The sequence below is a fragment of the Enterococcus sp. 3G6_DIV0642 genome, from assembly GCF_002140635.1.
GTDB classification, from domain to species: Bacteria; Bacillota; Bacilli; order Lactobacillales; family Enterococcaceae; genus Enterococcus_D; species Enterococcus_D casseliflavus.
This window is the reverse complement of sequence record NZ_NGLH01000001.1, coordinates 846593-865234: the sequence shown is the minus strand read 5'-3', so window position 1 is coordinate 865234 and position 18642 is coordinate 846593. Positions and strand designations below refer to the sequence as shown.

22 protein-coding genes and 1 pseudogene are annotated in these 18642 nt (G+C 37.5%); 4 read left to right on the top strand and 19 right to left on the bottom strand.

From position 1 onward, the window contains the following. Positions 1-10 precede the first annotated feature (10 nt). The 19 genes and pseudogenes from A5878_RS04280 to A5878_RS04195 form a co-directional block, all read right to left on the bottom strand. Positions 11-922 carry a sugar phosphate isomerase/epimerase gene (locus tag A5878_RS04280; RefSeq protein ID WP_086294718.1) on the bottom strand — a complete coding sequence of 304 codons (912 nt, stop codon included), beginning with the start codon at positions 920-922 and terminating at the stop codon, positions 11-13. A gap of 109 nt (positions 923-1031) precedes the next feature. Then, positions 1032-2090 carry a Gfo/Idh/MocA family protein gene (locus tag A5878_RS04275; RefSeq protein WP_086294717.1) on the bottom strand — a complete coding sequence of 353 codons (1059 nt, stop codon included), beginning with the start codon at positions 2088-2090 and terminating at the stop codon, positions 1032-1034. A gap of 16 nt (positions 2091-2106) precedes the next feature. Continuing rightward, on the bottom strand, positions 2107-3201 hold the full coding sequence (locus tag A5878_RS04270) for a Gfo/Idh/MocA family protein (protein ID WP_086294716.1): 1095 nt from the start codon (positions 3199-3201) through the stop codon (positions 2107-2109). A 286-nt stretch (positions 3202-3487) separates the two neighbouring features. Next, the gene (locus tag A5878_RS04265) at positions 3488-3811 is read right to left on the bottom strand and encodes a PTS lactose/cellobiose transporter subunit IIA (protein WP_086294715.1); all 324 of its coding nucleotides are present in this window, start codon (positions 3809-3811) and stop codon (positions 3488-3490) included. 209 nt (positions 3812-4020) lie between these two features. Next, positions 4021-4338, bottom strand: coding sequence for a PTS sugar transporter subunit IIB (locus A5878_RS04260; RefSeq protein WP_086294714.1), 318 nt, complete (start codon positions 4336-4338; stop codon positions 4021-4023). 20 nt (positions 4339-4358) lie between these two features. After that, entirely contained in the window at positions 4359-5696 is a 1338-nt protein-coding gene (locus A5878_RS04255) for a PTS sugar transporter subunit IIC (RefSeq protein ID WP_086294713.1), read from the bottom strand. A 155-nt stretch (positions 5697-5851) separates the two neighbouring features. Beyond that, complete coding sequence (locus A5878_RS04250; protein ID WP_086294712.1) at positions 5852-6496, bottom strand: histidine phosphatase family protein; 645 nt, start codon at positions 6494-6496, stop codon at positions 5852-5854. A gap of 203 nt (positions 6497-6699) precedes the next feature. Next, positions 6700-6873 carry a hypothetical protein gene (locus A5878_RS17465; RefSeq protein ID WP_179190620.1) on the bottom strand — a complete coding sequence of 58 codons (174 nt, stop codon included), beginning with the start codon at positions 6871-6873 and terminating at the stop codon, positions 6700-6702. 5 nt (positions 6874-6878) lie between these two features. Further along, entirely contained in the window at positions 6879-9146 is a 2268-nt protein-coding gene (locus A5878_RS04245) for a helix-turn-helix domain-containing protein (RefSeq protein WP_086294711.1), read from the bottom strand. A gap of 273 nt (positions 9147-9419) precedes the next feature. Further along, a complete protein-coding gene (locus A5878_RS04240) occupies positions 9420-10115 on the bottom strand; it encodes a lysozyme (RefSeq protein ID WP_086294710.1) in 696 nt (231 codons plus the stop codon). Between the two features lie 24 nt (positions 10116-10139). Further along, the gene (locus A5878_RS04235; RefSeq protein WP_256925800.1) at positions 10140-10808 is read right to left on the bottom strand and encodes a peptidoglycan amidohydrolase family protein; all 669 of its coding nucleotides are present in this window, start codon (positions 10806-10808) and stop codon (positions 10140-10142) included. 91 nt (positions 10809-10899) lie between these two features. Then, positions 10900-11280 (bottom strand): transcriptional regulator, encoded by a 381-nt coding sequence (locus A5878_RS04230; RefSeq protein ID WP_086294709.1) that lies wholly within the window; start codon positions 11278-11280, stop codon positions 10900-10902. 50 nt (positions 11281-11330) lie between these two features. Continuing rightward, positions 11331-12095 carry an N-acetylmuramoyl-L-alanine amidase gene (locus A5878_RS04225; RefSeq protein WP_086294708.1) on the bottom strand — a complete coding sequence of 255 codons (765 nt, stop codon included), beginning with the start codon at positions 12093-12095 and terminating at the stop codon, positions 11331-11333. Between the two features lie 143 nt (positions 12096-12238). Then, a complete protein-coding gene (locus A5878_RS04220; protein ID WP_205905107.1) occupies positions 12239-12466 on the bottom strand; it encodes a phage holin in 228 nt (75 codons plus the stop codon). 7 nt (positions 12467-12473) lie between these two features. Next, entirely contained in the window at positions 12474-12764 is a 291-nt protein-coding gene (locus A5878_RS04215) for a hypothetical protein (RefSeq protein WP_086294706.1), read from the bottom strand. Between the two features lie 374 nt (positions 12765-13138). Further along, the gene (locus A5878_RS04210) at positions 13139-13546 is read right to left on the bottom strand and encodes an integrase (RefSeq protein WP_086294705.1); all 408 of its coding nucleotides are present in this window, start codon (positions 13544-13546) and stop codon (positions 13139-13141) included. Positions 13547-13614: 68 nt separating this feature from the next. Continuing rightward, complete coding sequence (locus A5878_RS04205) at positions 13615-13923, bottom strand: hypothetical protein (RefSeq protein WP_086294704.1); 309 nt, start codon at positions 13921-13923, stop codon at positions 13615-13617. Next, positions 13901-14239, bottom strand: a complete 339-nt coding sequence (locus A5878_RS04200; RefSeq protein ID WP_086294703.1) for a hypothetical protein — start codon at positions 14237-14239, stop codon at positions 13901-13903. The genes A5878_RS04205 and A5878_RS04200 overlap by 23 nt, the downstream gene beginning before the upstream one ends. A 44-nt stretch (positions 14240-14283) precedes the next feature. Beyond that, positions 14284-14772: pseudogene (locus A5878_RS04195) on the bottom strand (phage replisome organizer N-terminal domain-containing protein); the annotation flags it as partial. Between the two features lie 572 nt (positions 14773-15344). Between A5878_RS04195 and A5878_RS04190 the strand changes: the two are divergent. From A5878_RS04190 to A5878_RS04175, 4 genes are all read left to right on the top strand, one after another. Beyond that, entirely contained in the window at positions 15345-15689 is a 345-nt protein-coding gene (locus A5878_RS04190; RefSeq protein WP_086294701.1) for a helix-turn-helix domain-containing protein, read from the top strand. Positions 15690-15701: 12 nt separating this feature from the next. Beyond that, a complete protein-coding gene (locus A5878_RS04185; RefSeq protein WP_086294700.1) occupies positions 15702-16058 on the top strand; it encodes an ImmA/IrrE family metallo-endopeptidase in 357 nt (118 codons plus the stop codon). Between the two features lie 498 nt (positions 16059-16556). Next, entirely contained in the window at positions 16557-17858 is a 1302-nt protein-coding gene (locus A5878_RS04180) for an ISL3 family transposase (protein WP_086294699.1), read from the top strand. A 462-nt stretch (positions 17859-18320) separates the two neighbouring features. Continuing rightward, complete coding sequence (locus A5878_RS04175; RefSeq protein ID WP_228074215.1) at positions 18321-18641, top strand: hypothetical protein; 321 nt, start codon at positions 18321-18323, stop codon at positions 18639-18641. Position 18642: the final 1 nt, after the last annotated feature.

The window sequence follows — 18642 nt, the reverse complement described above, 5'->3', positions numbered from 1 at the left end:
GCAGCTTCTCCTAAACAAAATTTCGCAAGTAATGAGTACTTAGGGCAACTGATTTCTTGACGGCCTCATAACTATTCTCAAAGGCTTTATCTTCGATCTCAATACAGCTATAACCGTCAAAGCCGATATCTGTTAATGCCGAGATGTACTTGCCCCAATCCACATCGCCGAGACCAGGTAATTTAGGACTCATATAACTCAGAGGCACAGCCATCGTACCAACATCGTTTAGCTTTTCTTGATACACTTTGATGTCTTTATAATGAACATGAAAAATCTTTTCCTTAAATTCATACAAAGGTTGAATGTAATCGATCTGCTGCCAAACAAAATGGGATGGATCATAGTTTAGACCAAGGTATTCGCTGTCCAGCAGCTGAAAAACCTGACGCCAAATCGTTGGTGTGGTCATCAGATTTTGTCCTCCCGGCCATTCATCTTCTGTAAAAAGCATCGGACAATTTTCGATGGCGATTCTCACTTTCTGCTTTTCGGCATAAGCAAGAATCGGTTGCCAGACGTTGACCACTTCCTCAAGGTTCTCTCGGATATTTTTCGTTGGCATTCTTCCTAAAAACGTTGTGACGAGATTGATTCCCATCCGTTTGGAAGCATCAATCAGCGTATACAAATGGTCAATCGCTTCTTGCCTTTTATCCAGGTTTTCGTCTAAAGGATTGGGATAATACGCCAATGCAGAAATTTCCACTCCCTTTGCCTGGCAATAGTGCTGGATTTCTCGAATGCGTTCTTCCGTCAACTGTTTCGTATCGATATGCGATACCCCTGCATAACGCCTTTGGGCTTTTCCTTGCGGCCAGCAAGCGACTTCCACGCACTCCAAGCCGTTAGCAGCAACGATATCGATCATTTCTTCAAAATTGCTTTGATCAAATATGGCACTTACAACACCAAGTTTCATCCGTATCTGCTCCTTCTTTTTTCCACCTGTTCAAGTGTTTTTTTCTCGTTTCAATCATTTTCCTTTTGTAGCTACTGTCTGAAATTTGTCTGATAAAACGACCAAGCGACTAGGCCAGCGCAACTGCCTGCTTCGTTTCGGCAGATACGCGAATAGCATCCAGTACTTTCATCAAGAAAAAGATTTGATTTGGTTTAACAGCCAACTCTTCTTCTCCTTGGACAAAGCGATAATAATTATCAAAAAACATTTCATGATTCACATGAACCTCCGGCAGCGGTTCGCTGATGATTCGGCCTTCCGGCGGTGGGCCAAATGAACGGGTCGGACCTGCTGGGGTCATGGTTACTTTGCCACTAACACTTTGCAGTAGCTCAGAAGTACGAGTAATCGCACCTTGTGGATCAAACCCATCGATAACCGCACTTCCTTTGTTCCCACCGATAAACCAGTGGCGCTCAAACCAATGCTCCTTCTCACTCAGCATATAGGTGCCTAGCTCGACTTGCCCGGTCACTCCATTGTCAAAGCGAAGCATAATCGAAAAATAATCATCAACATTCTTATTAATGACGTTTTGCACATCGGCGTAAACAGATGTTAACCGACTCGGTGAGAGCATCGTCAGCATTTGATCGATCAAATGAACGCCCCAATCATAAAGCATGCCACCACCAAATTCTGGATAAATATGCCAATCATGCATGTTGCCATTAAACCCATAGAGACTGTTTTTGACCGTAAAGATTTTTCCTAACGTCTGGCTTTGGTAAATTTCCTTGGCAATACAGAAATCTTTGTCCCAGCGACGTTGATGATGAATCGTAAAGCGGACATTGGCAGCTTGAGTGATCTGCATCATCTCGGAAAATTCGGCGGCATTCATAGCAGCTGGTTTTTCGCAAATAATGTCTTTGCCGGCTTCGGCTGCTTTTTTGACCATTTCTAAATGCAGGTGATTCGGAACTGCGATAATGACTGTGTTGATTTCAGGGACAGCCAACAACTCATCTGCTTTTAAAAAGGTTAAAATAGGATCGCTTGCTTCTTTAAACTGCAGTGCATTGGTATCGCATACTGCAAGCAGTTCTGCATAGTCCAATGTCTCGATCGTCTTTGCGTGGGTCTGGCCCATAAAACCAAAACCGATGATTCCAAATTTTAGCATCGTCTATTCCCCTCTTCTATAATTCCACGACTTGCCCGGTTTCTGCTGATTGATAAATTGCTTCTAAAATCTGTGTCACAACGATTGCCTGCTCCGGTTTTACCAACGGCTCAGTGTCATTTAAGATTGCTTCGACCCATTGTTTCGCTTCCGCATCTCTTTGTTCCAACGAAGCTCCTTCAAAACCGAAGACACCGCCAGCATCAGAAGGTTGTGTTTGTTCTAATTGATTATGATCGGCTTTATTGAAAACGACGTAGCCCTGATCAAGAAAGGCTTTGCCAAACATTTCCGCACCTGCCTTATCTCCGCATAAGGTAACTTGTGCTTCTTTCGGATTCACCATATTCAATGCCCAAGCAGCTTCTAAAAAGATCGTGGCACCATTTTCCATTTTGATTAAACCGAACGCTGAATCTTCGGTTTCAAATGTTTCAGGATCCCAAGGACCAAACATATTCGCCATTGGTTTATCCTTTAGTTTTTGATAGGTTGACCCTAAGACCATTTTTGGTTTGTAATTATCCATGCACCATAAAGTAAGGTCTAATGCGTGTGTCCCGATATCAATCAGCGGTCCGCCGCCTTGTTTTTCTTTGTCCGGAAACACACCCCAAGTTGGTACTCCTTTGCGTCTTACCGCGTGAGCTTTAGCAAAATAAATGTCTCCCAATTCCCCTTTGGCGCAGGCATCATGAGTAGCTAATGAATCCGAACGGAAGCGATTTTGATAGCCGATCGTTAATTTTTTACCCGTTCTTTTGGCTGCTTCCAACATTTTTTTTGCCTCTTCATAATTGATAGCCATTGGCTTTTCACACATCACGTGTTTGCCAGCTTCCAGCGCTGCCACTGTGATTTCCGCATGAGAAACATTCGGTGTTAAGACGTGAATCACATCAATGTCTGGGCGTTGGGTCAACTCCTGATAGTCTGTTGTAACGAAAGCACCTCCGATTCCATAGGTTTCCGCCGCTTGAACTGCCCGTTCTTCGATAATGTCGCAAAAGGCGACCAGCTCTACTTGGTCAGCTAACTTAGCTAGTGCTGGAAAATGTTTTGTATTGGCAATTCCTCCGCATCCGATAAATCCAAAGCGTAATTTTGTCATGTAGGTTCCTCCTTGTTTTGTTTTACATTTATAGATTAACCGTTTTCAAGAAAATCCACTTCCTTATTTCAATAAATTGACACACACAAATTTAACTAGAAAAAACTCTGTCTCAATCCACAGCAAAGAAATACCACACTTTCCATACTGAATTGTCACTGTTGGCCTATAAATAAAAAACCGGACAAATCCTTCATTTGAAGAACGTCCGGCACGTTAGGAAACACAGATTAAGCTGATTTTGCACAAACTACCTTAGATCACGCAAAGAGCAATGATAATGCACCTATGTTTCGGCTTGCTCGATCCGTTGGTGGATCGCAATGATTTCTTTCGCTAAATCACAAAACGCAATCGCTGTCATCAGATGATCCTGACTATGGATGGTCAGCAGCGTGATCTCTGCTGCGATTCCTTGGGCTTCATTTGTCAGCATAGTGGTTTGGGCATGATGCGCTTCTACAATCGCAGCTTCTGCGCTTTTCATCCGTTCTTTCGCCTGCATAAAGTCGCTGTCTTTTGCCGCACTGATAGCTTCCATCGCGTCACTTTTTGCGTTACCGCTATGAATGATCAATCCCATCACTGCTTCTAACTGTTCTTGATTCATCGGTTGATTCTCCTTTGCACAGAAGGAATAAATCCCTTCTATGTGCTGTTTTTTAAGGTTTCCTGCTGTCTATCGCAAATTTTCGCTTTGCTTGATTGGCAACAACGTGACTGACGAGTCTTCGAAAATTGGGGTTGCCTGCAGCTGATACATTGTTGATTTTACTAATCCTGTATTCGCAACTCGCTTTTTCTTTTTTTAACACTCGGTTACTGTGCTTGCGATACCAATCCTAATGCTTGTTGTAGTACTTTTTCTCCGTTCATCGTTCCGTATGCAGACATATCGATCACCGAAACCGGAATCTGATCTTCTACCATTGCGCGAATCTGTTTTTCCTTAAATCGAACTTGTGGACCTAACAGAATCACCTCTTTGCCGGGAAGATAACTTTTGATGTCTTCGATTGGTCGCGCATCAACACTAGCGTCAATTCCCTTGGCTACCCCGGCTTTCTCCATTTTTTCAATTAGAAGGCTAGTACTCATTCCCGCATTACAGACTAATAAAATGTTGATTTTTTTCATTTTCACTCGCTCCTTTATGTTTATTCCGTTACGACAGCACCTAAATCGACTGCTTTTTCTGCCGCTTGTTCTTTTTCTTCTGCTTGCTCCCGCTTGTATTCAAGATTGTCGGCTGCTTTGAAAAACGGGAAGTAAATTGCTGTGGCAACAATGACACAAATGACTTGTGCTAGCATCATTTTCCAGCCTCCGACCACTATTGCATTAAAGAAAGTTGGAAACCCTGTTGGAAGATGGACCCCTTGCGGTCTAGGTACCAATCCGCTGACAATTGAGAAGTAGCCAATTAAACCTGTCACTAACGGCGTTACTAGGGTCGGTACAAGAAATATCGGATTCAAGCAAACCGGTGTTCCAAAAGTAATGGGTTCATTGATGCTAAAGAAGGTTGGAATACTAGTGATCCGACCGATGTTTTTGTACTGACTGCTTTTAGCAAAAAGAATAAAACAAACCGCAAGTCCTAAAACACAGGCTCCCCCGCCAATTTCCAAAAAGACATAAGTAAAACCAAGATCAATCACATTAGGCGGTACCTCACCAGCTGCTGCTGCAATCATGTTCTCGGTCGTCATCGCTTGTAAGATCGGCGCATATACTCCGAAAATAATCGCTTTGCCGTGCAGACCAAACCACCAGAATAAGCCAATCAATGAATAGGCGACTAAGACACCGGCAACCGACCCGCCAATCGATTGAATCGGCGCTTGAACCACTGTATAAATCATATTGTGAACGCTACCATAACTTGTGAAAGCAAAGCCCCAAGAAATAACCGCCATCAATAAAGCGATCGAAAAACACGGGATGATGGAACTAAACGATTTTTCTACAAAACTCGGCACACTTTCTGGCATTCGGATGGTAATATTATTTTCAATAAACCAACTGTATAACTTTGCTACGACTAAGCCGACAATGATTCCTACAAACATCCCTCTGGAACCGATAAAATCAAAGCTAATAAAATCGACTGGTTGCATGGCTCCGCGTACTTCTTGATCAATCGTTGCTAAAGGGGTCAGTAACAAGAATGAAACGATTGCTAAGAAACCGGGAACCATTCCGTCAAGTTTAAACGATTTTGCCAAATTGAAGGCAATAAAGTACACCACAATGACCCCCATGATATTGCTGGTAAACATTCCTGGAAGCAGCAACAATGTTCTTAACCCATTAGCATCAATAAAATTTTGGTAACCATCAAAAGGTATATTTGCCAACAAAGTCAGCATCGATCCTGTGATACTGAAAGGAATTGTCATGACCATCCCTTTACTAACTGCCTTGAAATAACGATTATTCGACATTCCTTCTGCCGCTATTTGCAGCTTTTCAAGCTTATTTATAAAATTCATTTTTGAAACCTCCCCATTCGTTTCTCTAATTTAACCCGCTCTTCGATGACTTACTTTAAATTTATGAGTCACTCGTCGCTTTAGTGTCTGCATAATACGTACTACAAATTCCTTCCCATTGTGATCGTCTTTTTTCGTTCTCGATAAAACTATACTTATAAATTCACGCTCTGGTTATAAAAGAGCAGTTTTTTTTCATGCTTTGTCAGTGCTATCTTTGTGATTGCTGCATTCAAGACAACCTCCGCACAATCTATCTGCGGATCAATTAAATAGGCGAGATTTCGGATCGTGTTGCCGTGAGTCACGACTAAAATCTTGCTGTCGGAAGAAAACGTATTTTCGAGTTTTTCCAACCCAGCTTTGATCCGAGTGATAAAAGTTTCGTAATCCTCTGCGTCTTTTTGCGGATCAGCTTCATGAAAAGCATTCATCACCTCGTTGATTTTTAAATTTGCATAAAACTCGTTGACGGTCTCAAAGCCTTTTGACTTTGCAACTTTGGGCCAAACGTTTTGGTTCAATTCACCTTCAAAATAACCGAAAAATGTTTCGCGGAACTCTGGCATGAGATAGAGCTCCTTTGTTATGTTTAACTGAGTTCTAATGATTTTGCTGGTTTCAATCGTTCTGCCTAAATCACTTGAAACAATTTGGCTGATTCCTTTAGAAGCCAAATAAGCTCCGCATTTTTCAGCACTTATTCTCCCCTGATGTGTCAGCGGGGTATCTGCCCATCCTTGCATACGATCGTATTTATTCAAATACGTTTCACCATGTCGAACAAAATAAATTTCCATCTTCACTCGCCTCGTTTTCTGTCATCACATCTGCTTACTTCTATAATCTCAAATTCTTGTAATCGATTACAATTGAATCATAACAAGTTCTCCTTGTGGTTACTTCGCAGGTTTCTCCTTATCTCTTGTATGTGTATGACACTACTATGTTTCGAAAATAAAACAAACAGGAAAGTATGATACTTTCCTGTTTGTTTTACTTATTATTCTTCGATTACAATACGTTTAAAAAGCAAATCATGGGTTTCCATCGCAAATTCGATCGTCAGCTTTTCCCCTAGTGGCAAATGCTCGATCCACATTTTTGGCAGACTTTGCGCTTGTAAATAAGCCTCTTCTTCTCTTGTACTAAGAGTCTCAATCGCAATTTTTGCCATTTCTTCTAAGTGAGTCCCGTTTTTAAGCCAATCTGCTGCGTAGTGATTTTGGCTTGTTGCCTTTTGTTAATCTCCGGCAAATCAATCGTCACGCGAAATTTTTTATCTGGCATATTATTGAAAACTGCATAGACATTTTCTTTGCGGAAGGTTCCTTGAGAATTGTAATAGTATGCTGAATTTAAATGGGCATAACTGATCGCCAGAATATTGATCGTATACGGATCAGGCATTGTAACTAGCAGTTCTTCATTATAGTAGAGGGTGCGCCCTGTCATTTTCGCTAAAAATAAGAACGCATAGTAACCGATTTTTGGAATCGCATGACGGGTTAGGAGACCTGCCCCACCAAATACTTCCTTCTCCTGGCAATCAACAGCAACTGCTGAGATATCTGAAAGCAGCCAATAGCCGATCACTTTACAGTACGGACTGACTTCTATCGCATTTTTAATGATATAACTGCCTTTATAAGCTGTATCATTGATCAGATCTCGATTCGCGATCGTGACATTAAACTCAGTGATATAAATCGGGATATCAGCTTGAAGGCGATTAAATATCTTTTTGACGGCTTTTACGTGGCGCGACATAAAGTACATATCCGGTGATATTGGATTACTTCTTCTTTGTTCAGTAAAATCACTTTTGATCTCATCCATCGGATAAACCGCTAGACTAAAGAAATCCGGTTGCTGTTTTTGTTCTAGCCATAACTCGATAAATGTAGGGAAATTTTCGTCACTATTTTTGATATCGACACTAATGCCGCAACCACCCACCTTCATGTTCGGAAGGATTTTCTTGATTTGCTCACTTATCTTGGTAAAAAAGCAATAGAAGTCCTTGGCTCGCGTAATTTTTAACCGCGTATCATCATAAAAGACTTCACCAAGAAATGGAGCTTGGATCGCTTGTAAGACGATGGGATGCGGTTTCCATATCTCGATCTGCCATTTTTCAACAGCGACCCGACCATAGCGGTTGATACAGTGCTTCAAAAACAAAGCAATGGTTTTTAGGTACGCTTCCAAGTGAAGACTGTTTTTACTGAAAACTTGATTCGCCAAAATCGAAGTGTAATCTTTGTAGATTGTTTTTCCTTTAAAGCCAAGTTCCAGAAATGGAATTAAATCAGCATCAAGGATCGCATCAAGGATTTGGTTTGTCTGTGAAAAGTCCAGCTGATCTGGATCACAACCGATAATTTCCGGCGACAATAGACCCCAAATCCGTCCGTAAGTAAATGGTCCATCTTTCTTCACACGTGCTAGCGCTACATGAAAATCCTTTCTTAACAAGTCCTGTGCAAACCCTAAATTTATCAAAAAAGTCGGTGCATAGCTTTCAAAACTTTTCTCATTGCTGATTTGGATGGCATAAGTGTCGGTTCCTTCATGGGAAGTTGTCGTATCGATCAGCTTCTTTAAATCCGCCAGATCTGTCTCCTCCTCTTCCACAGGATTCGATAAGACAACGATTGATTGCTTTACTTCTTTCCGATAATCAGTCGGCGTCAGGCCTTGATACTTTTTAAATATTCGATTGAAAGAATTGATATTGGAAAAACCGGCATCATAAGCAATTTCAATCACCGATTTTTCCGTATGAAGCAGTTCATTCCTGACTTTTTCCAGACGTTTCTGCACTAAATAATCACTGATCGAAAGCCCAACTTCTTTAGAAAAGACTCGAGAAATATATTGTTCAGACAAGTACAGATTATTGGCGACATCCGCTAATTTGATATCCTTTTGAAAATTATTGTCGATGTAAAACTTGATTTCTTCAATTTTTTTCGTTGTACTTTTTTTACGGTCCATGGTCTCTTTTTTTCGAAAATGCTTTTCCAGATTTCCGATCAGCGCAAAATAATTTTGAAAGGCAAACGCATTCTGGTTATATTCTTTATAAACAAATAATTGCAACAAGCGATGAATGTATTTACGAATCTCATTGTTAACAGTACTTTGTTTTTCAATAGAGTTGCCTTGAAAGATATACTCAATATCATTATCCTTTGTGTTCAGGGGAAAATCATAAGACAAAGTCAGTGTGAACACTTCCGCATTGTTGTTCTGGATCAAGATTTTTTCTCCTTTAGGAACAACTAGAAAATCGTCTTTTTGCAAAACAAATAGCTGATCACTGTCTTGAATCGAAACATCGCCGATCAGAACGAACAGCAGATGAATATCATTATCAAAATAATAGAGCTCTGAAGTATTTAGTTTTTCTATCTTTATATTTTCCCAAGGGTTTACCAGCTGCACAAAATCACCTTCTTCAAATTTTTTTTAGTATACCATGAAAAGAAATGATTATTGTTACCGCTTTCTATTTTATTTGAACTGTTGGTGATGTATATTCGCAACTGCAGAGTGGTCCATATTTGTATATTTTTATGCAGCTTTTTTTGAAAGAGCTATAGTAAGAGTTCCGCATTAATATTCTTAGATAAACACTTATAGGAAAAGTTTCGAAAGACTTAGAAGAAAACAAGAAAATCCTGCTCGAACCCGAGCAGGATTTTTATTGTATTTCTTTTAATAATCTGGCTTACGGTTCAAGACATTCGCTAAGCGATTATAATACGGTGCAGAGTCTGTCCAGTTTGTCAAAAATGGGACTTCTTTTCCTGTATTCTCATGATACACTTGTCGAATTGCTCTCATTTCATCTTCGTGCCCAATTGCATACGCATGTTCTCCATTAAACCAGCGCACAGGCGCATTTTTATTTGCTTGATAAAATGCCCACATCATAATTTCCTCACTTTCTTTCGTTGTACTATCATCTACCACCCTTAGAAAAAGATCTGTCTCAGCTTTTCGTCTACGAATCAGTCCTTCTAGCGGTTTTCCTCCTGCATTAACATACTTATTCATCTCATTGGCTGCTTGTTGCCAATTTTTAGAATTTATATATGTTAGTAATGCAGTTTCTTGTAAAATATTTGCGCCTAAATTGAAATGAAAACTTACCAAAGCATCGAATTGGTTTTGATTCAGTTGAACGGTTATATATTTAAAAATTCCAGATGCATGACTGATAACATCCTGGTCTAAAAATATATTTGCTTGAGCTTCAGTAATTGTCATTCCTGAGTAGACACCTTGAGTATGCCCGTAACCGATCGTCCAAACACCAACTGAATCTTGATAGGCAGTCAGGCGCAATCCCTCAAATTCTTTGATTAAATTACGACCAGTTTCAGAAAGCTTCATATTTTCGTTTGCCATTACTTTCCTCCCTTTATCTGCTTATTAATAATCAGGCTTGCGATTCAAAACATTTGCCAAGCGGTTGTAGTAAGGTGAAGTATCTGTCCAATTTGTAAGAAACGGAACCTCTTTCCCTGTATTTGCATGATAAATTTGTCGAATTGCTCTCATTTCATCTTCATGTCCAATAGCATAAGCATGTTTTCCATTAAACCAGCGAACCGGTGCATTTTTATTTGCTTGATAAAATACCCACATTAGCATATCCTCACTTTCCTTATTTGGTATGTTTCCATCATTTGTAGTGTTTAATCGATAATATTCAGTAGGCTCTGGTCCCATATAACCACCAGCAGCTGGTGTAGTATAAATGCCATTACGTCCGGAGGAACAATGAATAATATTATTATTATCCATAAAAATCCCTGTATGTCCGTCGGTAGCCCAATATTTGGAGATAAAGATGTCTCCTTTTTTACATTCCGTTCTATTTACTTTTTTTGCAATCGATGGTAACGCTATATCATGCAAAGTTCCTGTCCACCCCATGCTGCCTACTGGTAAAAAGCCTCCTGAAATCAAAGAATAGTACACTGCGGAACTACAATCATAACTACTGGGACCTAATCGATCAGACATTGAATATGTCACTTTGCCTTCTCGATCTTTGAACCATTGAATCATGTTATCAATACTTCCCAAAAAAATCACCTCCGCGGAAATGTACTTCGTGCGTCCACGAGTTCGAAACATGTTTCTTATTTCCACCTTTATTATAACGAGGAAAGTTTGATAAAAGAGATCAAACTGAAAGCCACCCTAGCCTTTTGGCAATCTCAGCGATAAACTCCGAATCTCTTCTTTTAATAGTGGATTCACTAAGAAAAGTTTCTGCAGAAACTATCGCTAGTTTTTTTTTAAAATGCCCATTGTAGTATTTGACATAAAAGATATCGCTAACATCAACTGTCGAATTTTCTAAAATCGTATTGACAGTATTTACAAATATTTTAAAAAAAATTATTTGGTTCAACGACCAATTCTTACTTCCTTCATGGGTCAAGGCTGTTATATCCAGTTCTTTTTTTGTATCACTGATCTCAGATAATCTTATCAGTGATTTTTCGATTTTTTTATATTGCCAGAGCAAACTGCGAATATGTGCCCTAGTTTCATTTGTCATATTATCACCTCTAAAACAGACCCCAAAAAAGCAGGGGCTCATTCCTTCTTTTACTCGCTGAATGATGCTTTTTTGATATAAGAAATCTGAGTTTCGTCGGTACAAACCGTCGTATCATAACCGTATTTTGTCATCAACTCTTTGATTTTACTCAAATCACTTTCAGATTGAACATGGGCATATTTATTCCCTAATAAAAAATATACTTTCGGATCGTTTGGGCTTCTGAATAACAACATAATTTTCCCTACTTTCTTTATTTGTGTATTTGGTTCTCCAGGTTTTGGCAGGTTACCGCTATACCCGAATAATTTAACAACTTCTTGTACTGCTTTTTCCATTTTTGGTAATAGTTTTCTTAAATCGTCTTGATTATCAATAAACCCCCATTCTATAAGCAATGTTCTTCCTATTGAGTTGCGAATCACATATAACCCTGTTGTTGCTTTTGCTCCCCTATCGTAAAGTCCTGTAGTTTTTGCAATGACAGCAGATACTTTCGCAGCCATCTGCCGCGACTCCTCATCCCCTTCCAAATACCACACTTCAACGCCGCTTGCGATTCCGTTATATGCATTCAGATGATTACTAATGTGATAATCACCTGGACGCTTATTCATATTGTCAACGATATTTTCCAAGTTCTCCAAGACTGTTTTTCCTAAGTAATCCGACGTGTCAGGTACACCTGTATATTTCACCATCAAATTATTTATACTATGAGCGATTTCCGCTTCTTTGTAGCCATTACTTATCGCTCCCGGATCCATCATATTTAATCCCCAGTGTCCTCCATGAACATCTTTCAATACCATATTGCCACCTCTTTTTCAAATTAATAATCCTATTTATAGATTTGTTTTTTTGAATCATATTTCTATCAAAGGTTACATATACATCTAATCAATGATAATTATCTTCTGATTCTAATACATTCACAGTTACGATTGTCCATTAACTAATCAGCATTTGTCTGACTATCATCATATTTTTTTTTGTCCTCTCGATAATGATTACTAGCAATATTAAGAAAAACGCCTGCTAACGTTGCACCTGCTGTGATTGTTCCGACAATAATATCTGTCGAAAAATGATAAAGCCCTCCCATCGTCACAACAAACGCCGTTATTGCAGGTATGCCCAGAGTTAAAATTTTTTTTACTGAATCATATTGTCTGTTCGTCATCTTCACTCTATTTATTCTCCTTCCATAAAGATTTTATTTGTTCACCATGCTCAATTAAACGATCATTATGACGGTCTAATCGCTCATCATGTTTTTTTAGTTCATCATGTATTGCAACACGGTCTGACTTACTAGCCTCAAGATCTCTCGTAAGCAGATCAAGATTATGCCCAAGCTTATTTAGATTTTCTGTTATTTTGGTGAAATTAGACATAACTGGCTTAATCAGAAATGCAAACAAACCAATTATTGACAAAATCCATCCCGCCCAAGTTGAAAGTTCGCCTACGTTTAACATTTAACACCTGCTTTCAGTTAGAATTGAAACCGCTCAGTTCTTTTATTTTTTATGTTGTTATCTATCAGTAAAGACACTTCAAAGAAACTACAAAATAATCAGTTAGTCACTGGAGTCATGTTTGTGATAGTTTCGTTATAAGAAAGAATTATAGCTTTTAGAAATTATTCACTTTCATCTACCAGAACTTCTTTTCAAAAAACGGCAAGACATATAATTGTTTTATCCTTACGATTAGTAACACCATTAGTCATTCAAGAACTCAAATATTTGTTTTGAACGATCTAGTGAGAAAAGCTTTGATCTTTCATTAGAATGGTACTTGCTAATATTATTTTAGATTATTATTCCAATCCCTAACGTTCAAAAAAAGTTCAAAAATCAAGTTGCTTATCTAATTCTTCAAAAAATCTATCACGTAGTCTTTTGGCAGTGCTTAGACTTACAAGGATTATTCTCTGATTAACCAATCCTTGCATGGTATATTGAGTAAATTTTTTGATGTATAACTCATTAATGATTGTTTCAGTATCATTATCACATTCCTCTAACAACTTTTTTACAGCAAAACTGCTTCGCTTCAAATCTCTAATCTGCTTATGTGTGTGGATAGTCCAAAAATTGTTAGTCAAAACATCCAGACGAATTTCTTCGTTACTATTCCTTCTACCAGCTTCCTGATAGGGAACTAGAATCTCCCGTTCAAGCTTTTTGATATACTGTTCCATATAATGAAAATCCTTCAGCACTGCTTTGACTCTTTCTACTCGCCATTTTTCCAAATGATTGTCCTCCTCAATTTACTTTTATCTCGAAAATTTGTTCTTGTTAAACACCCATTGCTTCTAAATTATCGACTTTCTTTCTTCAAAGTAGCATATAATTGTTGTGCTTCTTGCCAAAGTTCATCTGTTGAGGCACGAAAAAAACTTTTTCCAAAATAGTTTTCGACCACTTTTTTTTCACTGATTAAGTAGTGACGATAAATAAACATAAATGTTCTAAACTTTGCTTCAGCTTCTCGAGTTTCTGTATTTCCTGTTTCCTTCACGTAACCAATCATAGATTTCAGAGAGAATTCCATAAGTGTCTGCTGTTCTGGCGGAAGCAATTTGTAAATTAATTTTACAGGTTTACTAAAATCTTTCTTCATTGGCATCTTCTAAAAATCTCCTTAAGTCATCTTCTGTAATTGTTGATTTATCCTTAGAGTAGTTGGTTGGTTCATTCGCCCAATTAGGAATACTTTCTCTTCTTAAATATTGTTTATTTTCCGATGTATTGTTCTTAGCACTCCGTTTGTCTTTTTTTGCCCAGTTCCTAATTGTCGCTAAATAATTCTTATAGGCCTTTCCAGTTGATTCACAGTATTCAGAAACTATATTAATGCGTTGTTCCCAATCATCTGGAAACTCATGCTTTAATTTGCTTAATTGATCATAACTTAAAGGAACATTTTGGTAGTTACCATACATATGGAGAACATGAGTAACGGCTGCTTTTTTTAAGTTACTGTTTCTTTATCTTTATTTCCATCTACTTCTATATCTATTTCTGAATCTATCTCTGTGGTATCACGTGATGTCACGCCAGCATTTTTTTCTAACAACTGCTGCTCTTTCTTTTTGCGCTCTCTATATTTGCGGTTTCGCTCAGCATTCTTCCTTCTTATTTGTTCCATACCGTCAATGTTTTGATGTTTTTCCCATTTGCTAATACATATAAAGCCGCCATCTATCCTTTCAATCATATTGAATTCCTCTAATGTTGCAAGCGCCAATTGTATCGTTTTGGTCTCTTTATTAAAAAGAATCGATAAGCCTTCTTCCGTATAAGGCATGTTTTTTTGAACATAAATTATTCCTTCATCATTCGTTTTCCCTGCTAAAATTAATAATCTTATCCAAATTATTAAAATAGCATCTGATTGTGGCATTGCTTGAATTAATTTGATCTTTTCATCATCAAACATCATTGTTTTTAATTTTATCCAACTTATTTCTGCCATATTTCAATCCTCCAACTTATTTCTTTTAATAGAATTAAAAGTACGCCTACTTCCTATTTGATATATTTGTTATAATATCTTTATCACTTAAAAATTTATTAAATAAGATACGGAGGGATCTATATCAATAAAAAGCTTAACCTTAAAATATTTGATAATTTCCTAAAAAAAATAAACAAACCTGAATTAATCGCAAAAGAAATTATTGATAAACGTGGTGGCATTGATCAAAAATGTCCAAATTGTCATAGAATTGCTAAAGTACCTAGAACAGGTGCTCTTTGCTCTTGCGGTCAAAAAATCAAGTATCAGTCATCCAAGCTATTTTCCTAAAAATGATATTTGTTCTACTATTTCAATCACCTGATATTTCGGAATATTTTCCTCTGAAACCTTGACAAAACACTGAAAATATTCCATAATAAAAACAAAAAAATAGAAGAGTAATTTTTAATGTTCTACTGATGCACTCTCAAACCACTATATATTACGTCAATCTATTTAAAATTAATATACCACTGATTTTTTTCCGAGTCAACGAATAAGAAAGAATATTTTCCGAGGTGTGAAAAATGAATGTTTTGAATAAAGTAAAGGAATTGGCTAAACAAAAAAATATCAGCATTGCTGAGCTTGAAAGGCGAACTGGATTATCAAGCGGTTCAATTACCAAATGGGGAAAAAGCGCACCTTCAGTTGATAAACTAACAAAAATAGCTGAATACTTTCATGTATCAACGGACTATATCTTAGGCAGGACCGACAATCCTCACATGGGTATGTCTGAGAAACAAAGAGAATTAACAATTAAGGAAGCTCTAAACTCAGTTATGAGCTACAACGGGAAAAAAGTTTCAGAAAACGACCGTGAAGTATTGGAAAGGATCGCGAAAGCATACTTAGACGGAAAATTATAAGAGGGTGTTTATTTGGATGTTCATATTTTAGAAATAATTGAAAAGTTAAATGTTACGATTATCTATGATGATTGTCTAGAAGATCATGGAAAATATGTTCCAATTTTAAACATCATTGTAATAAAAAATAATTTGAGTGATTTTGAAAAGAAAAAAGCGTTGTTACACGAATTGGGACATGCATGTGAAGACAGAGATAACTACGAATTATACAAAGTTTCTTTTGTTTTAAAATCCAAAATGGAATATGCCGCAAACAGATTTATGATGAACTATTTTATTGCTGAACATGAAGGCATTTATAATTATAGTCAATTAATTGAAGAATTTAGTATCGGTATGGGGTACGATGTTCGTTATGCAAAGTAATACCCATATATATTTTTGATTAGATAGCTATGAGAAAAAATGTATTCTTTGATAGTTGGTCTTTAGATAAAGAGAAGTATCAATCAGAGTCTCTCTTGGTTTTGACGGATTCTTGTTCTTAAGAGCAGTTTTTTATACACTTTTTTTCTCCTTTTCCATGGCAACGGGTCCCCAACTTATTTCATCCCACACAAAGCCTGCTTTTACTTATATATGCTCTATGTAAATACTTTAGCTTATGTTCTTTAATAATTTGTTGATTTTGTTCAATCATTGATTGTTATTCTTAGACTTAAATTAAAAATAAATTTTTGATGATATAAAGTAATTTTAACCGCATTTGTTTACAAAAAAACGGTTCTACAATATTTAGTGTTGGTGGAAAATCTACGGATTTTCTACTGACACTTTTTTTATAAAAAAAGATAGAAAAAGAGATAGCCTAACTGGTAGAATTTAGTCGTCTAAAACAAAACCAAACCAAGAAAGGATATCTCCATAGATCATTGTACTAGAAAATTGTTAGGTTTAACAGATGAAAATTTATTCTTCGAAGAAGAATGGTTAGAGACAGTAGAAGAAGAGGGGTTTCGCACCAATCTTATCCATGCCAAACTTAGCTATATACCAAGCCATTGCCGTAAATGTGGCATCAAAAATGAAGGACAAATCATCAAGAATGGCTCACACAAAACAAAAGTTCAACTTTTGCCTTATCGAGACACCAAAACAGAGTTACGCTTGGTACGTACGCGCTTTTACTGTAAAGAATGTCAGTCGACATTCAATGCTCAGACAAACTTGGTGGATGAAAACTGCTATCTTTCAAAAGAATTAAAGGTTCAAATCGCCTTGGAGCTGGCCAAGAATACAACAAGAAAAAAAATTGCCGATCGCTATTTTGTCTCTGACGTAACCGTTCTGCGTGTCCTACACACCTGTTTAAAAACGGATCATCCTCGTTTTGATACGTTACCTTCGGTCCTTTGTTTTGATGAGTTCAAATCAATGAAGTCCTGCAGCGGAAAAATGAGTTTTGTCTTTATGAATGGGCAGACCCAACAATTGATCGGCGTATTGGAGAATCGTCGCCTTGCATTCTTAAAACCATATTTCCTTAAATTCACCCGAAAAGCACGAGCGAACGTGAAATACGTCGTGATGGATATGAATGCCCCTTATTTTGAACTTGTAAAGGCGGTCTTCCCAAACGCAAAAATCGTGACCGATCGCTTTCACATTGTCCAACAAATCACTCGTGCGTTAAACCAGTTGCGAATTAAAACAATGAACAGCTTTCAAAAAACGGAACCGACAAAGTATCGACGATTGAAGCGATTCTGGAAATTGCTCCTTAAGCATGCCTATGATCTGGATAGTTCCAATTATCAATATGATCGATCCTTTCGTAGACCAATGATGCAAAAAGCGATCGTCGATGAACTTTTGAGTTATGACGAACAATTAACAAGGGCTTACGAGACTTGTCAGCTCCTCCTCTATCACTTTAAACACAAGGACAGCCAAAGCTTTTTCGATACGATCAACAGCTTAGATCAACGCCTCCCACAATGGTTTTGTAAGAAGCTGACGTTTTTAAATAAATACAAATTAGGGATTCAATATGCTTTAAAAACCAGGTATAGTAATGGGGCATTAGAAGGAACAAACAACAAGATAAAAGTGATAAAACGAGTAGCCTACGGCTATCGAAATTTCCACAACTTTCGAGCAAGAATTTATCTCATTCAAGGCTTAATCTTCCAAGCAAAACAAAAACCAGTTAAGCAATCTGCCTAACTGGTTATGACTAAATTTTCAGTTGTATCTTTCTCTACCAACACTAAATGTCGAAAAGCCTTTTTCCACTATTAATTCTGAAAATATTCATCATAGGGCTTATCCATTACTGATTTTTATAAAGCATACGAATAAAGGCCCAATCGGGCAAAGACAAATTTTTCTTGATTCCAATTTTGTTTTAAAAGATATGCAAAAAAAGAACCCCTCAAAAGAGGAGTTCTCAAGGCTTGCTTACATCATGCCGCCCATCTAAGGTCGTCTGACACACTCAATTACACTAGTATAAAAATGCCTATTTAACAGCCTTTTTAACAATTTCAATTATAAAAATAAATCAACTAGTTCGAACTAATAAAGTTATTTTGCCCCTTTTTTGCCCCCTATTCTTTATTTAAACCCTTTACAAAACGAACAAACGTTCGTATACTGAAGATGAAATAAACAAGAGGAGTGGTCAAAATGAAATATAATGATTTTAAAAACCTTTTGGAAAACCGTCTATCTGGTTACGAAGTATTTATGCAAAAAGCCGAGGAATTCCAAATTGCTAAGAATAAACTGCGTTCCGGAAAGGCTAAGTGGAATGACAAGAAAGTTAACAAAGCAATTAACGGTATGTGGGATCAAGCTGCACAAAATATCTATCAGACTGTAAAAAATATGGATAAGATTCCAAATAGTCGATCATTAGACCCTTACAATGATTGGCTTAAATTTATGGAAAGTAGAAATCTATTTGAAGTACTGTCAGATTCTCTCGCTGATGTCGAAATGGAATAGG